The sequence below is a fragment of the Telluria antibiotica genome (assembly GCF_011682055.1).
GTDB classification, from domain to species: Bacteria; Pseudomonadota; Gammaproteobacteria; order Burkholderiales; family Burkholderiaceae_D; genus Telluria; species Telluria antibiotica.
The window spans coordinates 622034-638674 of sequence record NZ_JAAQOM010000001.1; the positions used below are offsets into that span (position 1 = coordinate 622034).

General features: G+C 64.8%; 13 protein-coding genes. 6 read left to right on the top strand and 7 right to left on the bottom strand.

The window, feature by feature from the left end; all coding sequences use genetic code 11:
- The first annotated feature begins 40 nt into the window (after positions 1–40).
- The gene (locus tag HAV22_RS02490) at positions 41–1159 is read left to right on the top strand and encodes a branched-chain amino acid aminotransferase (RefSeq protein ID WP_166856118.1); all 1119 of its coding nucleotides are present in this window, start codon (positions 41–43) and stop codon (positions 1157–1159) included.
- Positions 1160–1747: 588 nt separating this feature from the next.
- On the opposite strand, the gene HAV22_RS31020 is transcribed toward HAV22_RS02490, so the two are convergent.
- Complete coding sequence (locus tag HAV22_RS31020) at positions 1748–2017, bottom strand: EAL domain-containing protein (RefSeq protein ID WP_229421043.1); 270 nt, start codon at positions 2015–2017, stop codon at positions 1748–1750.
- On the opposite strand from HAV22_RS31020, the gene HAV22_RS31605 reads away from it, so the two are divergent.
- The gene (locus tag HAV22_RS31605; RefSeq protein WP_308789183.1) at positions 2012–3346 is read left to right on the top strand and encodes a hypothetical protein; all 1335 of its coding nucleotides are present in this window, start codon (positions 2012–2014) and stop codon (positions 3344–3346) included. The genes HAV22_RS31020 and HAV22_RS31605 overlap by 6 nt on opposite strands.
- Entirely contained in the window at positions 3339–3464 is a 126-nt protein-coding gene (locus HAV22_RS31610) for a hypothetical protein (RefSeq protein WP_308789184.1), read from the top strand. The genes HAV22_RS31605 and HAV22_RS31610 overlap by 8 nt, the downstream gene beginning before the upstream one ends.
- Before the next feature lie 4 nt (positions 3465–3468).
- Here HAV22_RS31610 and HAV22_RS02505 read toward each other — a convergent pair whose 3' ends face one another.
- Positions 3469–4995: a tryptophan halogenase family protein gene (locus tag HAV22_RS02505; RefSeq protein ID WP_166856121.1), complete on the bottom strand. Its 1527-nt coding sequence runs from the start codon at positions 4993–4995 to the stop codon at positions 3469–3471.
- The gene (locus tag HAV22_RS02510; RefSeq protein ID WP_166856122.1) at positions 4992–6362 is read right to left on the bottom strand and encodes an alpha-amylase family glycosyl hydrolase; all 1371 of its coding nucleotides are present in this window, start codon (positions 6360–6362) and stop codon (positions 4992–4994) included. The genes HAV22_RS02505 and HAV22_RS02510 overlap by 4 nt, the downstream gene beginning before the upstream one ends.
- 252 nt (positions 6363–6614) lie before the next feature.
- On the opposite strand from HAV22_RS02510, the gene HAV22_RS02515 reads away from it, so the two are divergent.
- Positions 6615–7265, top strand: a complete 651-nt coding sequence (locus tag HAV22_RS02515; protein ID WP_308789185.1) for a response regulator transcription factor — start codon at positions 6615–6617, stop codon at positions 7263–7265.
- Positions 7258–8625, top strand: coding sequence for an ATP-binding protein (locus HAV22_RS02520; RefSeq protein WP_166856124.1), 1368 nt, complete (start codon positions 7258–7260; stop codon positions 8623–8625). Before HAV22_RS02515 ends, HAV22_RS02520 begins: the two co-directional genes overlap by 8 nt.
- 75 nt (positions 8626–8700) lie before the next feature.
- Here the strand turns inward: HAV22_RS02520 and HAV22_RS02525 are convergent, their stop codons facing one another.
- Entirely contained in the window at positions 8701–8901 is a 201-nt protein-coding gene (locus HAV22_RS02525) for a hypothetical protein (RefSeq protein WP_166856125.1), read from the bottom strand.
- 117 nt (positions 8902–9018) lie between these two features.
- Positions 9019–11877 carry a TonB-dependent receptor gene (locus HAV22_RS02530; protein WP_166856126.1) on the bottom strand — a complete coding sequence of 953 codons (2859 nt, stop codon included), beginning with the start codon at positions 11875–11877 and terminating at the stop codon, positions 9019–9021.
- Positions 11878–12349: 472 nt separating this feature from the next.
- On the opposite strand from HAV22_RS02530, the gene HAV22_RS02535 reads away from it, so the two are divergent.
- Positions 12350–13162 carry a MurR/RpiR family transcriptional regulator gene (locus HAV22_RS02535; RefSeq protein ID WP_166856127.1) on the top strand — a complete coding sequence of 271 codons (813 nt, stop codon included), beginning with the start codon at positions 12350–12352 and terminating at the stop codon, positions 13160–13162.
- A gap of 141 nt (positions 13163–13303) precedes the next feature.
- Here HAV22_RS02535 and HAV22_RS02540 read toward each other — a convergent pair whose 3' ends face one another.
- Together HAV22_RS02540 and HAV22_RS02545 are read right to left on the bottom strand one after the other, a co-directional pair.
- Entirely contained in the window at positions 13304–15358 is a 2055-nt protein-coding gene (locus HAV22_RS02540; RefSeq protein WP_229421017.1) for a glycoside hydrolase family 97 protein, read from the bottom strand.
- 188 nt (positions 15359–15546) lie between these two features.
- Entirely contained in the window at positions 15547–16608 is a 1062-nt protein-coding gene (locus HAV22_RS02545) for a ribonucleotide-diphosphate reductase subunit beta (protein ID WP_166856128.1), read from the bottom strand.
- Between the last annotated feature and the right edge of the window lie 33 nt (positions 16609–16641).

Consider the following 16641-nt stretch of genomic DNA (forward strand, 5'->3'; position numbering starts at 1 on the left):
AGAATTTATAAACCCACGATCTCATTTTTCATCCTTCGACATGCCAGCCTCCGACCCGACCTTTAAAATCACGCCATCGACCACCCGCCTCGCTGCAGCAGAACGCGAGAAAGAGCTGAAGGCCATTCAGTTCGGTCGCGTGTTCACCGATCACATGGCAGTGGTCAACTATCGTAACGGCACCTGGCAGGATGGCGAAGTGAAGGCATATGCTGCGATTCCGCTGTCGCCAGCCGCGTCGGTACTGCATTATGGACAGGCGATTTTCGAAGGCTTCAAGGCCTACCGCCAGCCGGACGGATCGGTCAGCATGTTCCGCCCCGACGAGAACTGGAACCGCTTCAATCGCAGCGCACGGCGCCTGGCCATGCCGGCGATCCCGAAAGACCTGTTCATCGGCGCAAGCGAAGCGCTGGTGGCGATTGACGAAGCCTGGGTACCCTCCGGCCCGGGAGAGAGCCTGTACCTGCGGCCTTTTATGATTGCCACGGACCCTTACCTCGGCGTGCGTCCATCCGAAACGTATATGTTCCTCGTGATCGCCTCGCCGGCCGGTGAGTACTTCCCGCAAGGGCTCAAACCCGTCAGTGTCTGGGTCAGCAAGGATTACGTACGCGCCGCGCCGGGCGGCACGGGCGAAGCGAAGTGTGCGGGTAACTATGCGGCCAGTCTGCTGGCGCAGGCGGAAGCCAAGGACCAGGGTTGCGACCAGGTGATTTGGCTGGACGCGATCGAACGCGAAATCATCGAGGAAATGGGCGGCATGAACCTGTTTTTCGTGTACCGACAACATGGCGAACCGGTCGTCGTGACGCCCGCGCTGACCGGTACGCTGCTCGCCGGGATAACGCGGTCGACCCTGCTGGACCTTGCCGCCGATCTCGGATTGAAAGCCGAAGAACGCAGGCTCCGGCTGACCGATGTACTGCAGGATATCGCGTCTGGCGCAATCTCCGAGGTGTTCGCCTGCGGTACGGCGGCCGTGATCACGCCGGTGGGCGAAATCAAGGGCCGCGGCTTCGCACAGGTCGTCAATGATGGTGGCAACGGCCCGGTCGCCATGGCCCTGCGCGATGCCCTGCTCGGCATCCAGCGTGGCACGGCGCCCGACAAGCATGGCTGGATGCATGCGGTGCCGCTCGGCTCCGCTCCACGATAAGCTGGCCGGCGATGCCGGCGGTTCGGCCAGCGCATGTGGGAGCGTGCGGCAGTCGTTCCGCCGGGTACAGTGCTCATGGTCGGTGCCGTGACGACCTCGCCGGGATCAGTCCCGGGACACTATCTCACTCCGCATGCGAACCATGCACAGGAACGTTCGCATCCTTATCACTCGAAAGGCGAACGAACTTTCAGCTTGACAGGCCGACCCGGTGCGCTACGCTACAAATACGATATAACTACACGGTGGAGACAAGATGGATCCGGTCATGTCGAGCGTCACCCTCCCAATGCCGCCCGTGCCGTCTGTGGCCATACCACCTACACAACCATCCTCCGATGTCGCCTTGCCCCTTGGCGCAATGGATCCGGATGAGCAAAAGCAAGGCCATGTGCCGGGCTCCTGGACCGGTCCATATGACTTTGCATTGATCAACCTGTTACCTTAGCGCGCCGATAGCCCCTCCACCACGCCGTCGGACGTTCGCGGTGTAGACTCCCTGACGAATTCCAGTTCCGAAAAGCAAACCAGGTATCGCACAACGCTGCCCGGTTATCGACGCCTGGCCAGCCAGATTCAGATGAGGTCTTACAGGCGCTCGAACTCGGCGATTGGAAGCGGCCGACCCAGCGGGAATCCCTGCATCGAGAAACAGCCGCCGTGGATCAGGAAACTGCGCTGGGCCTCATCCTCGACGCCTTCGACCACGATATCGAGCTTGAGCTTGCCCGTCAGCAGGATGATCGCCTCCACGACGGGCACCGATTCGGGATTGGTGCCAACGTCGCGCATGAAGGAATGGCCGGTCCCTACCTCGTCGAGCGAAAAGCAGATGCCATACGCGCGCAGCTCGTGCATGCGCTCGGTGCTCTCCAGTGTGTCTTCGGCGAACGCGCTTTCCGTCAATCCCCCCTTCACCCGCTTCCAGAGGATGATCCATTCACCCTCACCTGGGCCGATACCGACGACGCCCAGTTCGCACGCGCCGGCCAGGCCAGCGGCGCCGGCAAGTCGCCGCGCACCGGTGTCGACTCCAACCTCGGCCTGCAGGCCGACTACCGCGTCAACGACTGGCTGTCGCTGACCGGTCAAGGCTTGGTCAGCAAGGATGGCGCGGACGACTATGGCGCTGACCTCAGCTGGGCATTCGCGAAGGTCAAGCTGTCGGATCAATGGAGCGTGCGTGTTGGCCGCGTCGGCATGCCCGTTTTCATGATCTCGGACTACCGTCATGTGGGCTACGCTAACACGATGCTGCGCCCCGCACAGGAAGTGTATAACCAGATCCCGGTCAGCCACCTGGACGGCGGGGATATCACGTGGCAGCAGAACTATGGCGACACGAGCGTCAGCGCGTCGTTCTCCGTGGGTCGCAACAAGACCGACCAGGCGACCATCACGAGCGAACATGCAGTGAACTTCGTCATCGAGCATGGCCCGCTCACCTTGCGCGCCGGTCAGGTGGACGGCAAGCTGACCCTCACCGTTCCCGTAACGCTCCCGGGCGGCAAGACCTCGATGGTCACGCTGCCGGCACGCAGGGTGTGGTTTGACTCGGCAGGCGCGATGCTGGACTGGAACAATATTGTGCTGCAGACCGAAGTGGCGAAGACCCACGGCCTCGTCGGCATTTCGCGCTCGTGGTATGCAATGGCCGGCTACCGCTTCGGCAAGGTGCTGCCCTACTACAACCACAGCTCCACGACTGGCGTGTCGGCACAAAGCACCAACAGCATAGGTATGCGCTGGGATGCGTTCCGCTCGGCCGACATCAAGGTCCAGATCGACCGTGTCGATCCGCAAACCACCGGCTTTTTCGTGAACGCCAAGCCGGGTTTCCGCGGCCCCGTCACCGTCGGCGCCGTCGCCATCGATTTCGTGTTTTATGGAAGGTTTCATGACCAACAACATCAAGGCCCTGATGGCCACAATCCTCCTCGCCGCATGCGCGCCCGCCCGGGCCGAAGTGGTCGTCATCGTCAATCCGAAGGCGGCGGACGCCAGCATGTCGCGCGACCAGGTCGCCCAGGTCTTCCTGGGCAAGTCGACATCCATGACGCCGGTCGACCAGCCCGAAAGCGCGGCCATCCGCGCCGAGTTCTACAAGAAAGTGACCGACAAGGAACCGTCCCAGGTGAAGGTCCTGTGGTCGAAGCTGGTCTTTACCGGCAAGGCCACGATGCCTAAGGAAGTGGCCGACAGCGCGGCCGTCAAGAAGGCGGTCGCTGCCGACCCGAAGGCCATCGGCTACATCGAGAAGGGCGCGCTCGACGCGTCCGTCAAGGCGGTGTTCACGGCGCCATAAGCACTTACCGTTGCTGACCGTCGCACGGGTGCCTGCGGATCGCTTCGATGAAGTCGGCGTGCGCGGGCATCACGTCGACGCACTGCCCGATGACGCCGGCAATGTCGCCGAGGTAGCCGGCCACCTCGTGTTCCGCCTGCACGTCGGCCAGCGGATGATAGCCGCCGGCCGCAATCCCCTGCCCTTCCAGCACCTGCAGCCACGCGACCTCCGAAAACAACTCGTTCCCTTCGCGGACGATGCGGCCGCGCGAGCGGTACAGGTCGGTCTTTGCCTGCAGCGTGTCCGGTACGGCCATCGTGCGCACGTAATCCCAGAACGGCGTATCGGCCCGCGTCGTCGCGTGATAGTGCAGGATCAGGAAATCGCGGATGCGTTCCGCCTCGAACGCGCCCTGGCGGTTGAATTCGTCGATGTCGCGCTGCTGGAACGCGGCGTCGGGGAAGAAATCCAGCAGGCGCGCGATGGCGGTCTGGATCATGTGGATCGACGTCGACTCCAACGGTTCCAGGAAACCGCCAGACAGGCCAATCGCGACCACGTTCTTCACCCACGACTTCTCGCGCCGCCCGGCGCGGAACTTGACGAGCCGCGGTTCACCGAGCGGCGCGCCGTCGAGGTTATCCATCAGGATGGCCCGCGCGCTGGCGTCGTCCATGAAGCGGCTCGCGTACACGTGGCCGTTGCCGGTGCGGTGCTGCAGCCCGATGCGCCACTGCCAGCCGGCCGGGCGCGCCGTCGCGATCGTGTACGGCGGCAGCGCACTCGTCTTCGCGCATGGCACCGCCCAGGCGCGGTCGCATGGCAGCCAGCGGTTCCAGTCCTCGAACGGCACGCCCATCGCGTCGCCGATCAGCAGCGCGCGCATGCCCGAGCAGTCGATGAACAAATCGCCCTCCACCACGGCACCGCCGTCCAGCCGCAACGCACGCACATGTCCGTCCTCGGGCCGCAGCAGGGTCTCGGCGACGCGTCCCTCGGTGCGGACGACGCCCAGCCGCTCGCCGTATTCCCGCAGGTAGCGCGCGTACAGGCCGGCGTCGATGTGGAACGCATGCGTGATGTCGGCCAGGGGCGAATTGCCGTGCGACGGGTCGGCGCGCATGAAGCGGTGCGCGCGCGCGGCCATCTGGTTGATCGAATAGGCGGCCAGGCCCCCGCCCTTGCCCGCCTGCCGCATGCGCAGCCAGTACTGGTAGAACGGCAGCGTGGCGAGATCCTGCCCGAAGCGGCCGAAGCCGTGCATGTAGAGCTCGCCGATGGCGCCCCAGTCGCGGAACTCGATGCCCAGCTTGAACGTGGCGCCCGTGGCGCGCACGAACTCGTCCTCGTCGATGCCCAGCGCGGTGTTGAAGCGGCGGATCATCGGGATCGTCGACTCGCCGACGCCGATGGTGCCGATCGCATCCGACTCGACGAGCTGGAGCGCGATCCGGCCGTCCAGCGCGCGCGCGAGCGCGGCCGCGGTCATCCAGCCGGCCGTGCCGCCGCCCAGGATGACGATCCGACGCAGCGGGGTTTGCGCGCTCATTTGACCAGCACCCGGTAGCTCCACGGCGCCATCTCGAAGCGGGTGGCGGCGTTCACGGTCACCGTCTCGCCCGTGGCGAAGTCGCGGTACGTGCCGTGGTGGAGCGTTTTACCGAACGTCGCCGCCGCCGGTTGCGCCGACAGGTTCAGGGCGACGAACACCTTGTCCTTCGCATTGGCGCGGACGAAGCTGAACACCTGTTTCGGCACGTCGTTCGGCACCTGGTCCATCACGGCGCCGTACTCGCCGTTCCACAGCGCGCTGTTGGTCTTCTTCAGCGCCAGCAGTTTCTTGTACAGGTCCGTGTAGGGCGATGCCTTCCACTCGATGGGGTCGCGGTCGAAGAACGCGAGACGCTTGCGGTTGCCGGCCTCCTGGCCGTTGTACACGAGCGGCATGCCCTCGCTGACGAAGCTGAATACGATGGCCGCGTCGACCGCGCCGCCGAAGATCTCGAACTCGGTGCCGTCCCACGCGTTCTTGTCGTGGTTGGTGGTGTACAACATGCGGTAGGCCTGGCGCGGATAGAACTTGCGGTTCCAGGCGTAGTAGGAATACAGCGCGGTCGCGTCGCGCTTGCCCTTGGCGATGTCGTGCAGCGTGTCCCACCAGCTCCACGCATAGGTGGCGTCGAACGCATCGCGGTGCATGTCTCGGCTTTCCCATTCGGCGAGCATGAACACCGGCTTGACCCCGCGCAGTTCGCGGGCGGCGTTGTCCCAGAAGTCTTGCGGCACCAGCCCCGCAGCGTCGGCGCGGAAGCCGTCGATCCCGACCTCCTTCACCCAGTAGACCATCGCTTCCGTCATGTAGCGGCGCAGCGCCGGCTTGCCGTAGTCGAGGTCCACGATGTCGTCCCAGTCGTACCACGGCGTCGGCTGCGGCTTGCCCTCGCTGTCGCGCACGTACCAGTCCGGGTGGCTGGCGCGCAGCACGTTGTCCCACGAGGTGTGGTTGCCGACCCAGTCGATGATGACGTGCATGCCGAGCGCGTGCGCGCGGTCGACGAAGCGGCGGAAATCGGCCAGCGTGCCGAATTCCGGATTCACGGCGCGATAGTCGCGCACCGCGTACGGACTGCCCAGCGCGCCCTTGCGCTTGAATTCACCCACCGGGTGGATCGGCATCAGCCACAGGATATCCACGCCGAGTTCCTTCAGGCGCGGCAGCTGCGCCGTGGCGGCGTTGAACGTGCCTTCGGGCGTGAACTGGCGAGTGTTGATCTGGTAGATGCTGGCGTTTTTCGTCCAGTCGGCATGGCGGAACTGGACGTATTCCCTGGGCTCGTAGGGGGCCGCCGCGTGGGCCGTTGCCGCCGCGGCGCCGATGATCGAGGCCAGCAGGATGCGCGCGAGTGAATATTTCATGGATGTCGATCGAAAAAAACGGACCCGCGCAAGCGCAGGTCCCAAGAGGAGAAACACGGTAGCGCATCCTCCGCCATGCCGGACGTTGGGTCAACGGCACCGCTAAACCCAGTCTTAAGATTCGGGTCCGCAGCACACTGGCGTGCGTTCACAAGACGAATGTTGCAATCGCGCACTCATAAACACAATCTTAAGATTGGCCGTGGCAGCGGAACGATACGCCGCTGCTACACTCGACGCATGAAGATTCTCATGATCGAAGACGACCTGGCGATCGGGCAGGCACTGCTGTCCGTGTTCCAGGACGAGGGCCATACCGCGGTATGGCTGCGCCTCGCCGCCGATGCCGGCGCGCGCGTGCAGGCCGAACATTTCGACGCCGTGATCCTGGACCTGGGCCTGCCGGACGGCGACGGCGGCGACCTGCTGGGCCGCCTGCGCGAAGCCGACGTGCGCGTCCCGGTGCTGATCATCAGCGCCCGCGACAGCCTGCAGGAACGCATCCGCGGCTTCAACCTGGGCGCGGACGACTACCTCATCAAGCCGTTCGAGATTCCCGAACTGCTGGTGCGCCTGCGCGCGATCGTGCGACGCAGCCTCGGCGCGCAGGACGAACAGTTGTGGACCGCGGGCGACCTCGTGCTCGACGAGGGCCGCATGACGGTGACCCGCGCCGGCACGCCGGTGCCGCTGTCGAAGACCGAGTACACGCTGCTGCTCACGCTGATGAAGCAAGTCAACCGCGTGCTCACCCGCGCCGAACTGGAACGGCGCGCGCTGCCGCACAGCGAGGGGCAGACGCAGACGCTCGACGTCCACATCTTCAACCTGCGCCGCAAGATCGGCGACTGCGCGATCCGCACGGTGCGCGGCGTCGGCTACATGGTGCAGAGCGATGCCTAGGAAATCGTCGCTGTTCCGGCGGCTGATGCTGGGCTTTTCGGTCGTCATCCTGTCGGTGGCCGTGCTCGGCCTGGCCTACGTCTTCGTCGAAGCCAAGCTCACGCAGCGCGCCCGCACGTTCAGCGAAAACAAGTCGTACACGGCGAATATCCTGCTGCACCTGACCGATATCAGCCACGACCCCGCGCGCATGCGCACGGTGCTGGAGTCGCTCGAGACGGTGCACCAGCGCCTGTACCGCGAGCTGGACTACCACTCGCACGTGCGCGTGCGCGTCTGGCAGCACGGGCGCCTGCTGTACAACTCGCAACCCGCGCTGCCGGACCGTCTGCCGGCGGTGGCCACGGACAAGGAATACGGGTGGGTGCGCTGGGTCGAGGAGGCCCCGGCCAGCGGCATCGTGGTCGAGCGCCAGCACGAAGTGGACGACGAATGGATGCTGACCAAGTGGGGCGTCAATTTCCTGCTGTCGTCGCCCATCTTCAGCCTGCCGCTGCTGCTGGTGCCGGCCTGGCTGATCGTCGGCATCGGCCTGCGGCCGCTGCACTCGATCGCCGACGCCATCGCCCTGCGCTCGGACGCCGACCTGACGCCGCTACCCGACTCCAAGTACCGCGAACTGTCGCCACTGGTCGACGCGATCAACCAGCTGATGTCGCGCCTGAGCCACCGCATCGAGCGCGAACATGAATTCCTCACCGATGCCGCGCACGAGCTCAAGACGCCGCTGGCGGCCATCCAGATCAATGCCCATGTGCTGCTGAGCCGCTGCAGCCAGGAGATCGCCGAGCGCGCCGCGAAACCGGCCGACGGCTTGCGCGCAGGCGTGGCGCGCGCGACCCATACGGTGCACCAGTTGCTGGCACTGGAGCGGACACAGACGGAATCGGGGCCCGATGACGAGTGCCCGCTCACCGACGTCGCCGAATTCGTGCGCGAACGTCTCGCCGTGGCGGCGCCGCTGGCGGTGCAGCACGACATCGAGATCGAATTCACGGCCGACGAGAACGCGCGCGTGCCGCTGCACCTGGAGAGCATGGCCGCTGCCGTCGACAACCTGGTCAGCAACGCCGTCAAGTATTCGCCGCAAGGCGGCAGGATCGTTGTCCGCCTGTCACGCCAGGGCGACCGGTTGCGCCTGTCGATCGCGGACCAGGGGCCCGGCATCGACCCGCTGCTGCGCCAGAAAGTGTTCGAGCGTTTCTACCGGGTGCCCGGCCAGCGCCAGCTCGGCAGCGGCCTGGGGCTGGCGATCGCCGAGCGGGGCGCGGCGCGCAACGGCGGCGTGATCGTGCTGGCTGACGGCGACGACGGCCGCGGCCTCACCGCGGCCATCGAGTTCGCCGGGGGGACGTCTTAAGATTGTATTTGCGCGTGTTCGATTCTCCGGAAAGCCCATGTTTGCGGGCTTTCTTTGTTTTAGCATCCGGCTCGGTCACCCCGACCCGATACCAAGGAGACGATAACCATGAGACCACAGAATTTCGTTTTCACCGCGCTCGCGAGCGCCGTCCTGGCCGCGTGCGGCGGCGGCACCGGACAGGCCTGCGGCATCGATCACGCGTTCGTGGACGCCTCGCACCAATATCATCTCGAAGCGCCAAGCGATCCTGTCGAACGCGACGATCGCGAACATCCGAGACACGCCGGTACGCATCGATGGCGACTCCACAGCGGCCGGTAAGCGTCCGCGAATAAAAAAACCTCCGCGCCTCCCGAAGGCGGCGCGGAGCCAGGGAACCGCTGGTGCGGATCAGAACTTGTAGGTCACGCCAGCCGCGTAGAACTTGCCGTACTTCTTGGTCTGGGTGATCGTGTTCGGATCTTTGGTGAACTCGTCGAACGGCGTGTTGGTCAGGTTGTTACCCTGCACGAACACCGACACCCCCTTCAGCGGACCGTTCTGGAACTCGTACGATGCCTGGACGTCCGCGATCGATTCGCTGCGGATGTTGGTCAGCTGCGAATCGCTGCGATAGTCCTTGATCTGGCCGACGTAGGCCGAACGGTAGCGCATCGTGTACGAGATCTGGAACCCGGCCTTTTCGAAGTACAGGCGCATGCTGGCCACGTCGCGCGACAGTCCGGGCAACGTGATCGACGACACGTCGTTTGCGAAGACCGGCTGGTTGTTCGGTCCCTTGAAGCCGACCGTCGGCAGCGACACGTTGGTGTCCGTGTACGAGTAGTTCAACGTGGCGCCGAAGCCGTCCAGCGGTTTCCACAGCAGCGCGAACGGCATGTTCGCGGCCAGCTCGATGCCGCGCATCGTGCCGCCGTGGCCATTGGTCGGCTGGGTCAGGAAGCCGATCGTGCTGCCCTTGTACGCGCCCGTCGTCGGCAACGCCGTGGTCGGGCTGACGTACGGCGCGAAGTCGAACAGGCGCGGCGAGTTGATGATGTAGTTGTCGAGCTTCTTGAAGAAGAACGCGGCCGCCACATACGCGCGGTTGGCGAAGTATTTTTCGTACGACAGGTCGAACGAACGGGCCGCGAACGGACGCAGCTTCGGATTGCCGCCGTTACCCTCCAGCGAGATGTCCTTGTAGGGTGACGAGGGCGGCACGCCGAACGTCAGGCCGTTGCGCATGTAGTCCATGTTCGCGCGCGCGATCTGCTTGCCCGCGCCGATGCGCAGCACTTGCTCGTTACCCAGGTCGAACGCCAGGTTCAGGCTGGGCAGCACGTTGGTATAGTTGTCTCCGTCGCTGACGACCGAGAACAGGCACGTATCGACGGTGATGCCGGTGCAGTGCGACTGGTCGACCGACACGCCCGAGCCCGTCTGGCGGGTGCGCAGCACCTGTACGCCGATGTTGCCGGTGTACGGAATGCCGTACAGCTTGCCGTCGAGATCGGCCATGCCGTACAGCGTGTCGACGTCTTCCTTCACCTTCCAGTCGCGCGACAGCACGGTCGCATCCACCCAGGTGTTCAGCCCGTAGATCGAACCCAGCGTGCCGGTCGGATCGACGCTCGCGACACGGATGCCGACCGGGCCGGCGATCGAGGTCTCCGTGCCCGGCATCGTCGCGGCGGCATAGCCGTCGGCGCCGAGCACCGACAGGCGGCCTTCGCCGTCGCCCCAGCGGACCTTGTCGCGGCGGGTGGCGTTGACGCCCACGTGGGCGCCGACCACCGGACCCCATTCCAGTTCGCGGTGCAAGGTCAGGCGAAAGGTGTTGAGCTTGTCCTTGATCATGTTGGACGAGTAATAGCCGGCCTGCGGGGTCGCCGGGCCACCGCCCCAGCCGTCGACGTCGGTCAGCTTCATGATCGCGCGGTCCGTGTAGTCCAGGCTCGGCTTGTACTTGACGTCAGTGAAGTTGGTGCCGTTGAAGCCGGTCCACGAGATCGAACCGAGCTGGGCGGCCGGCGTGTTGCCCGGCTGGCCGGCGGTGGTCTCGTACTGGAAATTGTGGCGGAAGCCCGACGAATGGCCGATGTCGCCTTCGATGCGCCAGTCGCCCGTCTTCCACTCGGTGTTCCAGCCGATCGACTTGAACTTGTCGTTGCCGCGGTACTTGATGTTGCGAATGTCGCCCTTGTAGTTGCTGAAGGTACCGCTGGTGGCGACGCCGTTGGCGATGGTCGGGTTGGACAGCACGCCGTCCGGATCGTAGATGCCGGCGTTGAGCGCGATGGCGCCTTCGAGGCCGACGGTGCGCGAATTCTCCGTGCCGTACGAGTAGAAGGTGTCGACGGTCGTCTTGAAATTCGCGTTCGGCTTGTATTGCAGGGTCAGGGTGGCGCTGTCGCGCGTCAGGTACTTGTGCGTGGAATCGGACTTGAAACCGCCCGGCACGATCACGTCGGTACCGTCGTAGTTGTACTTCGGCGCATAGCCGCCCCACGTGTCGAACAGCAGTTCGTCGCCGTTGTCCTGCTTGAACGAGGTCAGGCCGAACGACACGCCCAGCGTGCGGTTGGCGAACTGGTCGATGTACGACAGGGTCTTGCGGTTGCCCGAACCTTCCTCGCCGCCGGCGTCGACACCGATGCGCTCCTTGCGGTAGCTGGCGGCCATCACGCGCTTGCCGAACTCCAGCGGCCGCAGCGTGCGCAGGTCGATCGTCGCCGCCAGGCCCTGGCCGACGAGGCTCGCCGTCGGCGTCTTGTAGACCAATACCGAGCCGGTCAGCTCGGCCGGGAACAATTCGAATTGCGGCGCGCGGTCCTCGCCCGTCGACGCCTGCTCGCGTCCGTTCAGCAGCGAGCCGTTGAAGCTTGGCGACAGGCCGCGCACGCTCACCTGCGACGCCTTGCCCGTCTCCTTGTCGCGCTGCACGGTCACCCCGGACAGGCGCGACACCGATTCGGCCACGGTGCTGTCGGGCAGCTTGCCGATGTCCTCGGCAGACACGGCCTCAACGATCGAGTTTGCGTTTTTCTTGATCGAGATGGCCGCCTCGATGCCGCTGCGGATGCCGGTCACGGTCACGGTCTTCATGGGGCCGTTGGTGGCCTGGACCGTTTCCACGGCCGGTACGTTCGTTGTCTCCTGCGCCGCCGCGCTGCCGCCGGTGCCCAGCATCAGCAGGGCGCACGCCAGCGCCACGGGCGTGGGCTGCATCCCGTAGGCTTGGGCGGGCGACTTAATTTTATTGTTCACTTCTTTTCTCCAGATAGGTAGTTTAACTAGACGCTCGGAGGAGGCGCTGGGGGAGCTGGGCGCTTTCCACCTGACCGACGAGCGATCGAGAGGGATCTTACGTGGCCTGTATGCCGAATTGACGGGACTTCTTGGCTTTCGCACAAACCCAAATGAAACCTTAAACTTGGGTTTGGCGAGTGTTGCGAAAACGACTAACGCAACGCCGCACGATGTAGTTTAGGTACTTGATAAGAGAGGACGTGTAGACGCGTTACCTCCGTCCGAGCGCGTTCGGGATGCTCAGCCGCTCCTGTACGGCGATCGGTCGCAGGACAGTGAGCAGCGACGCCTGACATGGCACCCGCCGTGGTCGCGTCTTCGATCAAGAAAATTCTCATTCGCAAAGTCTAGCCCGGCAAAACTTAAGGTTGCATTTACAAAAGTCGCCTTGCACGGTATTCGCACAGGGTGCGTGATAGCATTTCTCGCTATGGAACTACCGCTGCCTCCCTGCTCCGCGTCCCTGGCAGCCAATTCGGTGCTCGACCGGATCGCACGGATCTACCCTACCCTCAGCCGCGCGGAACGCCAGGTCGCGGACTTCGTGCTGGCCGACCCCGGCGGCCTGGCGCGCACGCCGATCAGCCGCATCACCTCGCAGTCGGGCGCCAGCGCGCCGACGATCCTGTGCTTTTGCCGCGCGGTCGGATTCAAGGGCCTGACCGATCTAAAGCTGTCGATGGTCGCCGTCCTCGGTGGCGACGCGAGGACGGAAGCGTCGGCCACGTCCGACCATCCCCTCCTCAATTCTGCGACCGAACTCGTCGACAAGTTGCGCCACCTGGCGCTGCGCGCGCATATCGCGGAAGCCGCAGCTCTGCTTGCGGGCGCCGCCGGCGTCACCTGCATGGCTTCGCACGACCTGCTGGCCGCGGCGGCCTACGCGCGCGATGCGCTGCTGAGCCGTGCCGTGCACGCGCTGACGCCCGACGCGCCGGCCTACGGCGGCGCTCCCTCGGGGCCGGCGACCGCGCACGCGGTCGGACTGTTCTTCTGCCGCGGCCTGCCTACCGCGGCGCTGGCCGACACCATCACGCGCTACCGGCGTCACGGCCACGGCGCGATCGTCGTCGGCGACGTGACCGTGGCGCCGTTCGCCCAGGCACCCGTCGAGATCGCGACCGGCCTGCCGCCGCGCCGCGGCGCGGCGCATGGCAGCACCGCGCTCCTGCCTCACCTGCTGGTCACCGACCTGCTGGTCGACGCGCTCGTTCGGCGCCGCGGCGCCGCGGCCGGGCACTAACGGCTGGCGGATACCAGCCTCTGTTGCCGCTGCCGCGCACGATGTTGAAACCGTAGGCATTGAACAGTAGGTTGATGACTGCCGGGATGCCGTGTGGCGCCCCACGTCGGCCACGCCCTCGGCGGGCGCGGTGCCTCGATGTCAGGATTGCGGGACGAGACGGATCGCTTGGCCGCCGCCCGGCGCCAGCGCCATGTCCAGCACGTCCGTGCTCGTCACGGTGCGCTTCTCGATCACGAGGTCGAAGCGGTGCGCGGTACGGTAATCCGCCTGCTCGCCGTCGCGATAGATTTCCGCGACGTAGGCCTTACCGGGGTCGAGGAACTGCAGCGGCAGCCGCAGCGTGCGGGCCGCGCCGTCCGTCACGGCGCCGACGTACCACGCATCCGAATGGCGGTCCTTGCGCGCGATGGTCGCGAACTGCCCGACCTCGCCGTTGATCACCCGTGTGTCCGCCCAGTCGGTCGGCACGTCCTTGATGAACTTGAATGGACCCGGATACTGTTCGTAGTGCTCGATCAGGTCGGCCGCCATTACGACGGGCGAATAGATGACCACGAAGTTCGCGAGCTGCTTGGCCTGCGTGGAATTGAACCACTTGTCGCCCGCGCCTTTCAGGCTCAGCACGCCCGGCGTGTAGTCGAACGGACCACTCAGCATGCGTGTGAACACCAGGTTGGCCTCATGGTCGACACCGTTGACCGGATTGCCCCAGGCGTTGTACTCGACGCCGCGTGCACCCTCGCGCGAGATCCAGTTAGGATAGGTGCGGCGCAGGCCGGTGTCCTTCACTGGCTCATGGGTGTCGATCGCCAGCTTGTATCGCGCGGCTTTCTTGATGGCCTCGACATAGTGGCGCACGCCGTCCTGCGAATCGGTGTAGCCGAACCAGGTCTTGCCGCCCGGGCCGGCGAAGCGCGCCGCGCCGCCGTCGGTGACGTAGCCTGTCTTGATGCTGTCGACACCGAGCCGCGCATAAAGCTTGTACGCGTCGTCCATCTGCGCCTCGTAGCGCGCGATGTTCCCGCCGGTTTCATGGTGCCCGATCAGGCGCACGCCCTGTTCGGCCGCGTATTTCGCGAGGCCGGGCAAGTCGAAGTCTGGATACGGGCGCGTAAAACTAAAGTCGGCGCCGCTGCCGGCCCAGTCGCCGTCCCAGCCGAGGTTCCACCCCTCGACCAGTACGCCGCGGAAGCCGTTCCTGGCCGCAAAGTCGATATAGCGCTTCGTGTTCGCCGTGGTGGCGCCGTGCTTCGGGCCCGAACCCCACGTCGTCAGCCCCAGGTGCATTTCCCACCAGACGCCGACGAACTTCGAAGGCTTGACCCACGACACGTCCCCGAGCGCGTTCGGCTCGTTCAGGTTCAGGATCAGGTCCGACATGTACAGGCCTGCCGCGCTGTCGGCGATCTGCATCGTGCGCCACGGGGTCGTGAACCCGCCCTGGCGCACGACCGGCGCGCCATGCGCGGACGGCGCCAGGTGCGCGCGCAGTGTCTGCCCTTCCACGCGGCGCAGCCACATGGAGGCATAATCGACCAGGGCCGCCTCATGGAAGGCGACGTGGGTGCCGTCGTCGAGCCGCACGGTCAGCGGCGTATTCGCCATGCCCACTTCGCGCAGGGGCGTCTTCTGGATCGGGTACTCGAGCGCCCACACTTCGCCGGCCTGCTGCCACCATGCGTTGGCCGGCTGCGCGACGACGAACTCGGTCAACTCGTCCGAGATCGCCACGGGTTTTCCATCGCGCTGCGCGGGAAATTCGTAGCGGAAGCCCACGCCGTCGTCGAACACGCGGAACACGATGCCGAGCCGGCGCCCGCTCTTCTGGCGCAGGTCGACGCGCATCTCGCGGTAGTGGTTGCGCACGAAGCGACGCTCGCCCCAGGGCTGCTCCCAGGTGTCGTCGTAGTCGCCGAAGGATTTACGTTCGAGCGCGAAGCCGGCATCGAGCGGCGCGCCGCTGGCCAGCACGATGCCGAGCCGCGACGGCGCGATCACGGGCTTGCCGCGCCGGTCGACGTGGTACGACAGGCGGCCGTCAATGGCGGCCTCGATGGATACGGTGAGCACCTTGCCGGGCGAGTCGACCGTCGCCAGCAGCTCGTCCGCCCAGGCGCCGGCTGCCGCGGTCGCGATGCCCAGGGCGATGCATGCGCGCGCCGCCCAGTGGGTGAACATGGCGGGCAAATTCATGATGAGTCTCCTTGATGTTGTCATTCCGATGGCTGATGCCAGTCGGTGATCGTCCATCAAGCTCATCAGTTCCGTCAACGTGGCTTCTAAAGCCGATATTAAGATTCGGACCCGGGTCTTAACGTTGGATTCAGGGGCGTCGTTCTGGGCGTTGCGCGCGCACGTAGAGTACGATGTTCACGAATACGTTAATCCCACTGTAAAGCAGCGCTGCCCTGGTACTCGGTCACGCGCGTCTCGAAGAAGTTGCGTTCCTTCTTCAGGTCGATCATTTCGCTCATCCACGGGAACGGGTTTTCCTCGTTCGGGAACAGTGCATCCAGGCCGATCTGGACGGCGCGGCGGTTGGCGATGAAGCGCAGGTAACCCTTGAACATCGCTGCGTTCAGGCCCAGCACGCCGCGCGGCATCGTGTCTTCGGCGTAGCGGTATTCCAGGTCCACGGCCTTCAGGAACAGGCCTTTGATCTCTTCGCGGAATTCCGCCGTCCACAGCTGCGGGTTTTCCATCTTGATCGTGTTGATCAGGTCGATACCGAAGTTGCAGTGCATCGATTCGTCGCGCAGGATGTACTGGTACTGCTCGGCGGCACCCGTCATCTTGTTCTGGCGGCCCAGCGCGAGGATCTGCGTGAAGCCGACATAGAAGAACAGGCCTTCCATCAGGCAAGCAAACACGATGATCGAGCGCAGCAGCTTCTGGTCGTTTTCCAGCGTGCCGGTGTGGAACGTCGGATCGTTGATGACTTCGATGAACGGGATCAGGAACTGGTCCTTGTCGCGGATCGACGGAATCTCGTTGTAGGCGTTGAAAATTTCCCTCTCGTCCAGGCCCAGCGATTCCACGATGTACTGGTAGGCGTGCGTGTGGATCGCTTCCTCGAACGCCTGGCGCAGCAGGTACTGGCGGCATTCCGGCGCCGTGATGTGGCGGTAGGTGCCCAGCACGATGTTGTTGGCGGCCAGCGAGTCGGCGGTCACGAAGAAGCCCAGGTTGCGCTTGACGATGCGGCGCTCGTCTTCGGTCAGGCCATTCGGGTTCTTCCACAGTTCGATGTCGCGCTGCATGTTCACTTCCTGCGGCATCCAGTGGTTCGCGCATCCGGCCAGGTATTTGTCCCACGCCCATTTATATTTGAACGGGACCAGCTGGTTGACGTCGGTCTTGGCGTTAATGATGCGCTTGTCGTCCGCGTTCACGCGTTTGCCATGTGCCTGCGCTTTCGGCGGCTCGTCGTCCCACGATAACATGATGACCTCCTGAGAACCGAGTACCCACGCTCT